The sequence below is a fragment of the Paenibacillus sp. O199 genome, from assembly GCF_001636635.1.
Lineage (GTDB): Bacteria > Bacillota > Bacilli > Paenibacillales > Paenibacillaceae > Paenibacillus > Paenibacillus marchantiae.
Genome location: NZ_LGRP01000031.1, coordinates 23465 through 35973 on the forward strand (window position 1 = coordinate 23465; position 12509 = coordinate 35973).

Annotated in this window: 11 protein-coding genes; all 11 read left to right on the forward strand. The window is 48.8% G+C overall.

Annotation, left to right across the window (positions count from 1 at the left end; all coding sequences use genetic code 11):
* Nucleotides 1-147 precede the first annotated feature (147 nt).
* The 11 genes from mfd (at nt 148) to A6049_RS26990 (ending at nt 12260) form a co-directional block, all read left to right on the forward strand.
* Nucleotides 148-3675, forward strand: coding sequence for a transcription-repair coupling factor (gene mfd, locus A6049_RS26940; RefSeq protein ID WP_063567549.1), 3528 nt, complete (start codon nt 148-150; stop codon nt 3673-3675).
* Nucleotides 3659-4801, forward strand: coding sequence for a peptidylprolyl isomerase (locus tag A6049_RS26945; protein ID WP_063567550.1), 1143 nt, complete (start codon nt 3659-3661; stop codon nt 4799-4801). The genes mfd and A6049_RS26945 overlap by 17 nt, the downstream gene beginning before the upstream one ends.
* A gap of 319 nt (nt 4802-5120) precedes the next feature.
* On the forward strand, nt 5121-5663 hold the full coding sequence (gene spoVT, locus A6049_RS26950) for a stage V sporulation protein T (RefSeq protein WP_024633717.1): 543 nt from the start codon (nt 5121-5123) through the stop codon (nt 5661-5663).
* Between the two features lie 189 nt (nt 5664-5852).
* Nucleotides 5853-7553 (forward strand): putative polysaccharide biosynthesis protein, encoded by a 1701-nt coding sequence (locus A6049_RS26955; protein ID WP_063567551.1) that lies wholly within the window; start codon nt 5853-5855, stop codon nt 7551-7553.
* Nucleotides 7554-7802: 249 nt separating this feature from the next.
* Nucleotides 7803-9296, forward strand: a complete 1494-nt coding sequence (gene yabN, locus A6049_RS26960; protein WP_063567552.1) for a bifunctional methyltransferase/pyrophosphohydrolase YabN — start codon at nt 7803-7805, stop codon at nt 9294-9296.
* 303 nt (nt 9297-9599) lie between these two features.
* Nucleotides 9600-9872 (forward strand): HU family DNA-binding protein, encoded by a 273-nt coding sequence (locus A6049_RS26965; protein ID WP_017691362.1) that lies wholly within the window; start codon nt 9600-9602, stop codon nt 9870-9872.
* Nucleotides 9872-10150 carry an RNA-binding S4 domain-containing protein gene (locus A6049_RS26970; RefSeq protein ID WP_024633720.1) on the forward strand — a complete coding sequence of 93 codons (279 nt, stop codon included), beginning with the start codon at nt 9872-9874 and terminating at the stop codon, nt 10148-10150. Before A6049_RS26965 ends, A6049_RS26970 begins: the two co-directional genes overlap by 1 nt.
* 179 nt (nt 10151-10329) lie before the next feature.
* Nucleotides 10330-10614, forward strand: a complete 285-nt coding sequence (gene yabP, locus A6049_RS26975; protein WP_053778920.1) for a sporulation protein YabP — start codon at nt 10330-10332, stop codon at nt 10612-10614.
* Nucleotides 10611-11180, forward strand: coding sequence for a spore cortex biosynthesis protein YabQ (yabQ, locus tag A6049_RS26980; RefSeq protein WP_063567553.1), 570 nt, complete (start codon nt 10611-10613; stop codon nt 11178-11180). The genes yabP and yabQ overlap by 4 nt, the downstream gene beginning before the upstream one ends.
* Nucleotides 11181-11192: 12 nt before the next feature.
* Entirely contained in the window at nt 11193-11528 is a 336-nt protein-coding gene (locus A6049_RS26985; RefSeq protein WP_063567554.1) for an FtsB family cell division protein, read from the forward strand.
* A gap of 198 nt (nt 11529-11726) precedes the next feature.
* Nucleotides 11727-12260: a S1 domain-containing RNA-binding protein gene (locus A6049_RS26990; RefSeq protein ID WP_063567555.1), complete on the forward strand. Its 534-nt coding sequence runs from the start codon at nt 11727-11729 to the stop codon at nt 12258-12260.
* The last annotated feature ends 249 nt before the right edge of the window (nt 12261-12509 follow it).

Here is a 12509-nt window from a genome sequence, read left to right on the forward strand (position 1 = left end):
GCCACATCAAACGGATGTGGCAAAGTAGCGATTAATCCTTTATGATGAAACAGGACAAAAAGGAATTTGTATCCAATTTTTAATGTGGTGAACCTGCGCGCGTGCGTGCGTGAGATACTCAAGTAAGTTATAAGAGAGGTGCCCCTTTTGTTACAAGCACTTATACAGGCTTTTTCCAAAGATCCGGACTTCGGGTCCATTACGGCCGGGATTACATCCGGCATGAAAGAGCAATTGGTTTCGGGCTTATCCGGTTCGGCGCGTCAGATTATGCTGGCTGCTCTACATCAGGAAATGAACAGACCCCTGCTCGTTGTGACACACAATATGTTTTCCGCTCAAAAAATCGCAGAAGATTTACAGGAAGCGCTTTCACCTGATCAGGTGTTGCTCTATCCTGCCAACGAACTTGTTGCCGCTGAAGCTGCTGTTTCCAGTCCGGAAACATTGGGTCAGCGTATTGACGTGTTGGTCCGTTGCGCCCAGGGATTTAGGGGCGTTGTTGTTATCCCGTTTTCCGGGGTACGGCGCTATGTTCCACTTCCAGAAGTGATGGCTAATGCTCAGATTACAATTAAACAAGGCAATACGCTGGAGCTCGATGCATTCCTGCTGGAGATGGTGAAGCTCGGATATGAACGTGTAGAGCGTGTAGAATCACGCGGTGAGATGAGCGTGCGTGGAGGAATTATTGATTTCTATCCAGTCACATCGTCCATTGCGTATCGTGTGGAATTATTCGACGATGAGATCGATTCCATTCGTACATTTGATCCTGCAGATCAGCGTTCCATTGAACGAATTGACGAAGTAACGGTTCTGCCGTGCAAAGAGTTAATTGCAGATCGTGAACGTATGGAGAAGGCTGCGGATGCGGCCGTTATTTTGCTTGACCAACAGTTGGAGAAAATGACGGACCGGCAGGCGAAGCTGCGTCTGCGAGAAGAAATTCATCGCGAGATCGAACTTCTGCGGGAGCATGTGTATTTCTCCGAAATGTACAAATATATTTCACCGCTCTATCCGGAAAACAAGACGATCTACGACTACATGCCAGAAGATACGTTGCTTGTACTCGACGAGCCAGCAAGGCTCGCGGAGACGTCGAAACAGCTTGACCGAGATGAGTCGGAGTGGAATCTGCATTTGATGCAAAACGGGAAGACCCTTCCAGACCTGCATCTGTCGGCCGATGGGGATGATCTGATATATGAACGTCCATTCCAGACGCTGTTTATGTCCATCTTTTTGCGTCAGGTTCCTCATACCCAGCCGCAGAATATCCTCAACTTTATCAGCCGTGGAATGCAGGACTTCCATGGTCAGATGAACGTACTCAAAGCAGAGATGGAGCGCTGGCAGAAAGCCGGAGTTCAGGTGCTCATGCTGGCTAACGGTGAGGAAAGACTAGATCGCATGCGTCGGGTACTCATGGACTATGATATCCCTGAGCCGGAGATGCTTATTGGCAACTTGCAAACGGGTTTTGAAATGCCCTCTATTCATCTGGCTGTCGTCACCGAAGGCGAGATGTTCTCACAGAAGCAGCGCAAAGTACGCAAACCGATTCGCAATGTGGACAATGCTGAACGAATTAAATCCTATAGTGAGCTGAAAGTGGGCGATTATGTCGTTCACCAGAATCACGGGATTGGTAAGTATCTCGGGATCGGCACACTTGAGGTTGGCGGTATTCACAAGGACTACATGCATATTCTCTATGCAGGTGGAGACAAACTGTCTGTACCGATTGAGCAGATTGATCTAATTCAGAAATATGTCGGTTCGGAAGAGAAAGAGCCGAAAATATATAAGCTGGGCGGCAATGAGTGGACACGGGTTAAAAATAAAGTCCGCACATCTGTACAGGATATTGCTGATGATCTAATCAAGCTTTATGCGGAACGTCAGACGTCAAAAGGTTTTGGCTTCGACAAAGACTCTGCGGAACAGCAGGAGTTCGAGGATATGTTCCCTTATGATGAGACACGTGATCAGGTGCGTGCCATCGAAGAAATTAAGAAGGATATGGAACAAAATCGTCCGATGGACCGTTTATTGTGTGGGGATGTCGGTTACGGCAAAACCGAGGTCGCTATCCGTGCTGCATTTAAAGCTGCCATTGAGGGGAAACAGGTTGCTGTATTAGTCCCTACAACCATTTTGGCGCAGCAGCATTATGAAACGTTCCGTGAGCGTTTCTCGGGTTATCCATTCAACATTCATGTACTTAGCCGATTCCGTTCACGTAAAGAACAGAACGAGACGGCCAAAGGTATTAAGGCAGGCACCGTCGATATCGTCATCGGTACCCACCGGTTATTGTCACAGGATCTAGTCTTCAAGGATCTTGGGCTGTTAATTGTAGATGAAGAGCAGCGCTTCGGTGTAACGCACAAGGAAAAACTGAAAAAGCTGAAGACAAACGTGGACGTGCTGACACTGACAGCAACGCCGATTCCGCGTACCCTTCACATGTCCATGCTGGGCGTTAGGGATCTGTCGGTTATTGAGACTCCGCCAGAAAACCGTTTTCCGGTACAGACGTATGTCGTTGAACACAGTCAGGCACTTGTTCGTGAAGCGATTGAACGTGAATTGGCTCGTGGCGGTCAGGTCTACTACTTGTATAACCGTGTGCAGGGAATTCAGGAGATGGCTGCGGAAATTTCCGAATTGGTGCCTGAGGCTAAGGTTGGTGTGGGACATGGCCAGATGTCGGAAACGGAGCTGGAGAAGACCATTCTGGACTTCCTGGATGGTGAGTACGACGTACTCGTCAGCACTAGCATCATCGAGACCGGGGTAGATATTCCTAACGTAAATACTCTGATCGTGCATGACGCGGACAAAATGGGGCTCTCCCAGCTGTACCAGCTTCGTGGACGGGTGGGACGTTCCAACCGGATCGCGTATGCCTATTTCACGTACCAACGGGACAAAGTCCTGACCGAAGTTGCTGAGAAACGTCTGCAATCGATTAAGGAATTCACCGAACTGGGTTCGGGATTCAAGATTGCGATGCGTGATTTGTCGATCCGCGGCGCGGGTAATCTGCTCGGAGCTGAACAGCACGGCTTTATTGCGTCTGTCGGATTCGATCTATATTCTCAGATGCTGGCAGAGGAAATTAACAAACGCAAAGTTACGATGCTCGGCGAAGAGCCGGTGCCATCCGATCAGTGGAACACAACACTGGATCTCAGTATCGATGCGTACTTGCCGTCTGATTATATTTATGACAGTATTCAGAAGATTGAAATTTATAAAAAAGTGGCGGTTATTGCCTCCTTCGACGATGCAATGGAACTGGAAGACGAATTGGTTGACCGATTCGGAGATCTGCCGGAAGCCGTGATCAATCTGCTGGCGGTGGCCAGAATGAAAGTCTATGGCAAGATCTACGGTATTGAATCAATCTCCCAACGCGGAGATGATCTTACAGTGAAGTTCTACGAAGGCCGAGAACATGCATTTGAGCTCTCAAAAATCGCACACATTGGAAATCAGTTCGAAAGACGTGTACAATTTGAACAAGGACCCCATATGCTTATTCATGTCAAGGGCAAAGGGCTTGGGGACAAGCAACTGATGGAGCTGGTAGAGAAATTTCTGGAGTCCATGAAAAGTGCTTTTAAATCAAAGGGGGAACTAAAGGATGTTAGCAAAGTATAAAAAAGTAGGGAAAGTACTGTCTGTGAGTATGGTAGCAGTACTGTCCTTATCACTGCTTGCTGCTTGTGGCAAGAAGGAAGAAGCGAAAACAGAACCGAAGGATACAAGTGCTGTAGTCGCTACGTATGATGGCGGTACAATTACAGCCAATGAATTCGACATGGAGCAACGGGTCATGAAATTCCTCTATCCGGAATATGCACAAATGATGGATATGGATGATTTCAAGGAGTACCTGGTAAAACAGGAAGTTGCTTATGAATATTTGAGTGGAAAAGCAAGTGATGCAGCCAAAACCGAGGGTGCCAAAACAGCGACAGAGCAATTCGACAAAATGAAAGCTTCTGTTCAAGCTGACCAATGGACTGAGATGCTGAAAGCTCAGAATCTGACAGACCAGAACATTAAGGATTACATGACTCGCATCATGACGGTAATTAAGGATAAAGAAACGGGCGTTACTGAAGATGCGATTAAAGCTGAATTTGAGAAAAATAAAGATCAGTTCACAACGGCGTCTGTTCGTCATGTACTGATCAATTTCACTGATCCAAAAACGCAAAAAGAGCGTAAAAAGGAAGATGCTCTGAAACTTGCGAAAGAAGTGAAAGCGAAATTGGACGGCGGAGCAGACTTTGCTGAAATCGCGAAGAAATACTCCGAAGACACAGGTTCTGCAGAAAAAGGCGGCTTGTATGAAGATACACCTGTAGCCAGCTGGGTAGATGCGTTCAAAGAAGCTGCTAAAACACTGCCATTGAACAAAATCAGTGATCCAGTAGAGACTGAATATGGTTATCACATCATGAAAGTAGAAAAACGTACAGAAGCGGACTACACGAAATTGACTGCTGAACAAAAAGAAACACTGAAAAGTCAATTGGCCGCTGCTGAGATCGACACATTCATGACCAGTGAACTGGACAAAATCGTAAAAGAAGTAAAACTGCCGAAAACAGACAAAGCTGAAGAAGGCACAACTGAAGGCACAACCGGTACAGGAACGGAAAAGGGTACTGAGGGTGAAAAAACCGATGCGGGTACGGATACCAAAACGGATCAAGGAACAACTGGAACCGACAAAGATACAACAACAGGTGAAGGTACAGATACAAGCGGTAAGTAAGATAGCGAGTGCATACATTCAGCACATACGTTTGTCTGGGTGATACACTGAACGCTTCTAATATGGACAACCATACAGAAAAGCAAGGGGGGGACTTAAGGCCTCCCTCTTGCTTTTCCTTGTATCTATGAAGCAAAGTGGGTACATGGTCTCCTTCTGTGGAAGTTTACACAACTATATTCTCCAAAGTATGTATAAGGAAATGGGAACAGATGAATACTATGGTCAAGATATCACACTAAACGTTCTGGGACTTTCCTCTACCCATTAAGGAACAGTAGTTGAAAAATCTTCTCGAGAAAGTGGGGCAACATGTGAAATGAAAGCTACTGGTATTGTCCGCCGTATAGATGACCTCGGTCGAGTGGTCATTCCGAAAGAAATCCGCCGTACGTTACGTATCCGTGAAGGCGATCCACTTGAGATTTTTGTGGACCGCGATGGAGAGGTTATTCTTAAAAAATACTCGCCGATTGGCGAACTTGGTGATTTTGCCAAAGAATATGCAGAATCGCTGTATGAAAGTACAGGCCATGTAACGATGATCTCTGATCGTGATACGATTATTACCGTGGCAGGTGGCTCCAAGAAAGAGTATCTGGACAAGCAGGTAGGTCCTTTGCTGGAGAGTTGTATGGAAAACCGGAAGACGATTTTGGAGACCAACAATGGTTCTTATGAGCTTAGCAAAGATCATGACGAGACGTTATCGTCTTTTGTTATTGCCCCGATCATTTCAGGTGGTGACCCCATCGGAACGGTTATCCTTTTCAACAAGGATGAATCGGTGAAGATGTCTCAGATGGAAATTAAAATGTCCGAGACAGCTGCCGGGTTCCTTGGCAAACAGATGGAGCAATAAATAGCAGATCAACTCCTGGTGCCCAGAGGGCAACCAGGAGTTTTTGCATTTTAGGGAAGCTGTAGATAGTGTGGATGATGTCCTGAAGTGCATGGTGTCTTGAAGGGTTAGTCTGTGCGCCTTGGGACAGGTATAATAGCTAGGTATACTTTGAAGGAATGAATGCACGGACATACGCAGGAGGGACATATGAAACAGTTGTCTACAGGCTCAAGATTGCTTCAGGGTGCATTTGTGCTTGGGCTTGCCGCCATTATATCCAAAATCATTGGTGCTTTTCAGAAGATTCCGCTACAGAATCTGGGGGGAGACGGTGTTTTTGGCATCTACAATACGGTGTACCCGTTCTATATGCTCACCATTACCCTTGCTGCTGCAGGGCTGCCTGTGGCTGTATCCAAATTCGTAGCCGAGCAGAATGCTCTTGGTCGACCGGAGGAGGGCAGACGGGTTATACGCTTGTCCTCGATGCTGCTCGGTGGAATTGGACTAGCGCTGGCCTTGTTGATGTACATAGGTGCACCGCTTATTGGAGATCTGATTGGAAACGGAAGTGTCGTACCATCCATTCGGGCAGCTTCAATGGCATTGTTGTTTGTACCGGTGATGACAGGCTTGCGCGGATATTTTCAGGGGTTGCAGCAAATGGTGCCTACGGCGGTATCCCAGGTGGTAGAGCAAACTGTTCGGGTCACGGTGATGATTGTTCTGTTGTTGTGGCTCATGGGACAGGACGCTTCATTGGAGACCATTGCAGCTGGAGCCATGATTGGTTCAGTGGCAGGAGGGTTTGCCGGGTTAGTTACGATGCTTGGATATGTGTACCATCATCGACGGAAAAATGGGGAAAGGCTCGCTGTTATGAAAAGTACTGAGACAGCTGGGCAAATGGAGAAAACCAAAGAACACCGAAGCGGGGGGAGCAGCCTTCTGTCTGAGGAGCGGCGATCCAACGGTGAGTGGATGCGGACGCTACTGATCTATGCCATTCCGGTTTGTCTCGGATCACTGGCTGTGCCATTGATGAATTTGGTGGATACCTTTACGGTACCCCGACTGCTAAGAAGAGAAGGGTTGGATGAGCTCCAATCCATGGTGTCCTTCGGGATTTACAACCGGGGCTTGCCGCTGGTTCAGTTGGTGACAATGCTTGCCACGTCGCTGTCTGTGCTCTTTATTCCGGCGATGGCCGAAGCCCGGCTGAAAGGCGGGCCAGAAGCCGTGAGGCAGCAAGCAGGCCTTGCGCTGCGCTGGTTCTGGTTGATCGGCCTGGCGGCATCCGCAGGTTTAGCGGTGCTGGCAGAGCCGATTAACCGCATGCTGTACGGCGATGCCGCAGGCACCGAAGCTCTGCGGTACATGGCGCTGACGGCTGCGGGCAGCACCGTCAGCATTATCGCGGCGGCGCTGCTGCAAGGCCTCGGCGCCGTGCGCGCACCCGCGTTCAGCATGCTGGCCGCCGCAGGCGTCAAGGCGCTGCTGAACGTCATGCTTGTGCCGGCGCTGGGCATCAGCGGCGCGGCCCTGGCAGGCGCAGTCGCCTACATGCTGGCGGCTGGCCTGAATGTGGCGCTGCTGGCGCGACTTGTCGCCATGCGCCCGGCCCCGGGCGCCGTTCTGGCGAAGCCGGCGCTGGTGATCGCAGCCATGAGCCTGGCGGCGGCAGGCACGGCCTGGGCCGCCGAAGCAGTGCTCGGCGGCATCGGTATCTCGGCCGATCGTAGGCTGGCCGCGATGGGCGTGAGCCTGCTAGGCATAGCCGCAGGCTCGGCCGTGTTCTTGCTGGCCGCGGCCCGGACGAGGCTGCTGAGCGCCGCAGAGCTGGCGGCCGTGCCTAAGCTGGGGCCGCTGCTGGCGAAGCTGCTGCGCAGACTGCGTGTGCTCCGCTAACCCTCGTGTTGCGCTGCTACACTTAGCGCTACGTCAGCCATTCAACCCGGCTCCCACATTAAAGCGGAGCAAAAGTGATTGAATGAGTCACACCGTGTCATATGCAAATGCAATTATAGGATAACGTCTAATTCTGGTATAATACGTTTAATTATAGAGCCCTGTTCTGTACTATGTATGACCCATCCAAGATTGGTTGACCAAGGATGGGGAGTCGGAACGGGATAGTTCGGATGGAGGCTTATAAAGATGAGTGCAGCTTTGACAGTAGTCGGTCTTGGATCTGGAGATGCAGATCAGCTAACGGTAGGAATCATCAAAAAAATGAAACATGCAGCGACGCTGTATGTACGCACACTGGATCATCCCGTATTGAATGATCTCAAGCAGGAAGGGTTGGAGATGACATCCTTCGATGCCATCTATGAGGCGAAGGATTCTTTTCCGGAAGTGTACGACGAAATTGCAGATCGACTGATTGAGGCCGCACGTAAGGGCGAGCCGGGTACCGAGATCGTTTATGCCGTGCCAGGGCATCCCATGGTCGCTGAAGCGAGCGTACGCCTGTTGAAGGAGCGCTGCCCAGAAATGGGCATTTCGCTGCGCGTTATGGGTGGGGAAAGCTTTCTGGATGAAGCGTTTATTCGTCTTGGATTCGATCCGATTGAAGGTTTTCAGCTTCTCGATGCCAGCAGTCTGAATACGGAACTGGTGCAGCCACAGCTTCATACCTTGATTGGACAAGTATATGATGTGTTTACCGCTTCCGACGTAAAACTGTGCCTGATGGACGTTTACCCTGACGATTATCCGGTATTTGTCGGACATGCCTTGGGTGTACAGGGACAGGAGATCATACACAAGGTGCCGCTGCATGATCTGGATCGGATTGAAGGGTACGGTAATCTCTCATTGATATATGTGCCCAAGAATACGGATGACGCGCTTCGTCGGCGCTCCTTCGCACGACTGCATGAAATCGTGAATATCCTTCGCAGTCCAGGTGGCTGTCCATGGGATCAGGAGCAGACCCACCAGTCGATTCGTAAAAACCTGATTGAGGAAACCTATGAAGTCATTGAAACGATTGATGAAGATGACCCTGATCACATGAAGGAAGAGCTGGGCGACCTCCTGTTGCAGATTTTGCTGCACTCCCAGATGGAAGAAGAGGTTGGCACATTTAACGTGTACGACATTATCGAAGGGTTGAACGACAAGCTAATTTTCCGTCATCCGCACGTATTCGGTGAACAACAGGCAGAGAATGCGAATGAAGCGTTGCAAAACTGGGAACAGATGAAGGCAGAGGAGAAAAAGCGCAAGGGACAGGATCTACAGCAGACTTCTGTGCTAGACGGTATTCCCCGCGACTTGCCTGCCTTGATGAAAGGGTACAAATTACAGAAAAAAGCGGCTAAAGTTGGCTTCGATTGGGATGACGTGGAAGGTGTCTTTGCCAAGATTGAGGAAGAGCTGGCAGAGCTAAAAGAAGCAGTGCAGCATAACCAGTCTGCGGAAGAACGGAAGCTGGAACTGGGCGATTTACTGTTTGCAGCTGCCAATGTAGCGAGATTTATTGATACCGATCCAGAGGAGGCGCTTGCCGCCACCAATAGGAAATTCATTCAGCGTTTCCAGTATATTGAGGAGCGTCTGCGTGAACAGGGAAGAACTCCATCAGACAGCAATGTCGATGAAATGGAGCAATACTGGCAGGCAGCGAAGAAGGCTGGATTGTAAAGGGTTCTGGCATTTTGGGCGCTGATCCGATATCATTAGTTGCATCATGCGTATCGTGTCGTCGAAGCATCTCGGGTGCGGTTGCACGAGAAACCGTGTGATTAATGCAGAGGCGTTTCGGGTACTGGACTTAGACTGTTCTTGGGCAGGACCGACAAAAAGTGAAAAAAGTCGAAGACCGAGGCAGGATTTCAGATGCCAAGCCAGAATACATGTGTAGTAACCTTGCGCGGAGCCAGCAGCAGCAGATCTGTTGTCACGGATTCGCAGATACTTTTTTTTCAATTTGGGAGGCTTTTAAAAATGAACAAAACAGATCTGATTAACAACATTTCCACCAAAAGCGGTTTGACTAAAAAAGACGTTGAGTCCGTATTGAACGGCTTTTTGGGAGAAATTACAGATGCACTTGCCAGCGGAGACAAAGTACAACTGATCGGCTTTGGCACTTTTGAGACCCGCAAACGTTCCGGTCGTACCGGACGTAACCCGCAAACAGGGAATGAAATCGTGATTCCTGAGTCCACCGTTCCTGCGTTTAAAGCAGGCAACAAACTTAAAGAAGCCGTAAAATAATGCGTCTTGATAAATTCCTGAAGGTCTCCCGGCTGATCAAACGCCGCACCGTAGCCAAGGACGTTTCCGAACAGGGACGTGTGCTGGTGAACGGACGTGAAGCGAAGCCAAGCGCCGCTGTCAAAGTGGGCGATGAGCTTACGGTTCAGTTCGGTCAAAAGCTGGTCACCGTGAAGGTGGAACGTCTTGCCGAGAGTACCAAGAAGGATGAGGCGAGCAGCCTCTACACCTTGGTTAAGGAAGAGCCGATCGCCAAGGATAACGGTCTGAACTGGTAACAGGGATGCCTGATATACTTTTATACACATTCATTGCAAAATGAAAAGAAACGCCTTTCCCGTATAGGGAAGGGCGTTTTTGTGCTCAACCGTTATCCGGACATTTGCTTTCATACAACCTTGGTTCTATTCTGCACTTCTGGTCCATAAGCTAGGGTTAAGAAGGAGGGGTACATGCCATGGTTGAGCAAAGTAAGACGAAACAGCATCATCTGAGCATGCAGAATCGGAAACTGCTGGATCTGACGGGTGTCTCCAATGTGGAGAGCTTCGACAGTGAGGAATTTTTGCTGCAAACTGAACTTGGGCATCTGACCATCCGGGGGCACAATTTACATATCAAAAACCTGAGCCTGGAGGACGGTTTGTTATCCATCGAGGGCACTGTCAGTTCTCTTCAATATCTGGACCCCGGTTCTCAGTCCAAAAACGGTAAAGGCCTGTTCGGCAAGATGTTCCGATGAGTCCGGATACTCAATGGATCACATTGATGTGGATGCTGATGTCGGGAGCCGTGATGGGGATGGCCTACGACAGTTACCGGGTACTGTCCGGTCAGCTACGGTTCCCGAGATGGAGCGTCCACACGCTAGATCTGTTGTATTGGGTCGCTTCCGCGCTGTTCGTCTTCCGGATGCTGTACGCCGGAAACCACGGACAGCTGCGGTTTTATGTCTTTTTGGGGCTGATTATAGGGGTTTGCTTCTATTTTTGGCTTTTAAGTGTTACAACCCAGCGTTTTGTGGTAATGTTAATTAAACTCGCAAGAACGCTGATTCATTGGTGTGGACATATCCTTAACATCCTGATCGTTATGCCCGCTAAAGGACTTTACAAGCTAGTGCGTGTATTATTTGGTTTCGTACTCGCCATACTGTTATTCCTGGGTAAGCTGGTGCTGCAATGTTTGGTACCTTTCGGCAAGTTGTTCCGCTGGATGTTTAGGCCAATCCTGAAACATTGGGTTACGCCACACTTCCTGATCCGTGCGGGTTCAAGTATCGCAGCGATGTGGAAACGCTGGTTTTAAGGAGGTCCGATAATGGGTAAAACACCTATGAACAAATCAAAAGCTCCAGCAGGCCAAGGAAAATCTGCAGGTGCCAAAAGGCGTCTCATGCTATGGATGACCTTTATGGTTGTGTTTATCATTTGGGCAGGATATACGTTCCTTGTGCAGACTGCGCAAATTTCGGACAAGAGTTCTCATCTGGCTGCCCAGCAATCTTCAAAGGAAGAGACGTTGAAGAAGCTGGATCAATTGAAGTACGAAGTCAGTCGGTTGAAGGATCCCGAATACATAGGACAGCTGGCTCGGAAAAAAGGATACTATCTGCCTGAGGAAACACCAATTCAGGTTGAAGAGTCAGGGAACTGATGTAATTTGGCTCATTATCGAGCAAGGATTGTTATCTATGTGTCTGAAGCCGTTATACCGGAAAAAATAGGCTACCTTAAGGGGTAGTGCTCAGTTGACCTTGGTTTGCAGCATAAGGTATAATTAAATTAGCACAGCATTGATTTTGGCATTCAAAAAATCGGGTTGTATATTTTTAAGGGAGGATCATTTTATTCTATGGCAATTGAAGTGGGCACCAAGTTAGAGGGCAAGGTGACAGGCATCACGCATTTTGGAGCATTTGTGGATCTGTCAGGAGGTGTCACGGGTCTCGTTCACATCTCGGAAATCGCCGACAATTATGTCAAAGATGTCAACGACCACCTGAAGCTTAATGACCTTGTTACCGTTAAGGTCATCAACGTTGACAAGGATGGCAAGATTGGGCTTTCCATTAAGCAAGCTGTTGACAAACCGGTTGAGCAACAAACACAGTCCAGACCCCCAAGAGCTCCTAGACCGGAACGCAGTGGAGGAGATCGCGAACGATTCAGCGGTGGAGGCCCAAGTGGTGGCCAAGGCCGTGGAGGCGGTGGCGGTGGTGGTGGTTTTAACCGTGACCGCGGAGGCCGTTCTTTCAAGCCCGCAGCAGGCAAACCTTCATTTGAGGATAAAATGTCACGCTTCCTGAAAGATAGCGAAGAACGAATCTCTTCGCTGAAGAAGAACACAGAAGGCAAACGTGGTGGCCGTGGAGCCAAACGCGTGTAATCTGGTTCAACCTGATTTAAAATATAAGAAAAACCGTTAGCCTTGGGGCTGACGGTTTTTTTGCGTTTGTTTTTAATTTTGGAGTTTAACCGTTCAGATATAGACAATTAACCGGATTCATAGCCGTTTTTGTAAAGTGAAGCTCCATATCCCCAGTTTTTCTGCACAAGAAAAAAAGTACATAAGAACATTTGTCGTCTACCATTTTTTACCGACAGGTTTCCGTGGCATTCCACAGGTATCCTGCTC

Bases quoted from the DNA above. Each gene is read 5' to 3' on its own strand.
- yabQ (WP_063567553.1), top strand. From the start codon at position 10,611: ATGAGTCCGGATACTCAATGGATCACATTGATGTGGATGCTGATGTCG.
- A6049_RS26955 (WP_063567551.1), top strand. From the start codon at position 5,853: ATGAAACAGTTGTCTACAGGCTCAAGATTGCTTCAGGGTGCATTTGTG.
- A6049_RS26970 (WP_024633720.1), top strand. From the start codon at position 9,872: ATGCGTCTTGATAAATTCCTGAAGGTCTCCCGGCTGATCAAACGCCGC.
- yabN (WP_063567552.1), top strand. From the start codon at position 7,803: ATGAGTGCAGCTTTGACAGTAGTCGGTCTTGGATCTGGAGATGCAGAT.
- A6049_RS26965 (WP_017691362.1), top strand. From the start codon at position 9,600: ATGAACAAAACAGATCTGATTAACAACATTTCCACCAAAAGCGGTTTG.
- A6049_RS26985 (WP_063567554.1), top strand. From the start codon at position 11,193: ATGGGTAAAACACCTATGAACAAATCAAAAGCTCCAGCAGGCCAAGGA.
- A6049_RS26945 (WP_063567550.1), top strand. From the start codon at position 3,659: ATGTTAGCAAAGTATAAAAAAGTAGGGAAAGTACTGTCTGTGAGTATG.
- spoVT (WP_024633717.1), top strand. From the start codon at position 5,121: ATGAAAGCTACTGGTATTGTCCGCCGTATAGATGACCTCGGTCGAGTG.
- yabP (WP_053778920.1), top strand. From the start codon at position 10,330: ATGGTTGAGCAAAGTAAGACGAAACAGCATCATCTGAGCATGCAGAAT.
- A6049_RS26990 (WP_063567555.1), top strand. From the start codon at position 11,727: ATGGCAATTGAAGTGGGCACCAAGTTAGAGGGCAAGGTGACAGGCATC.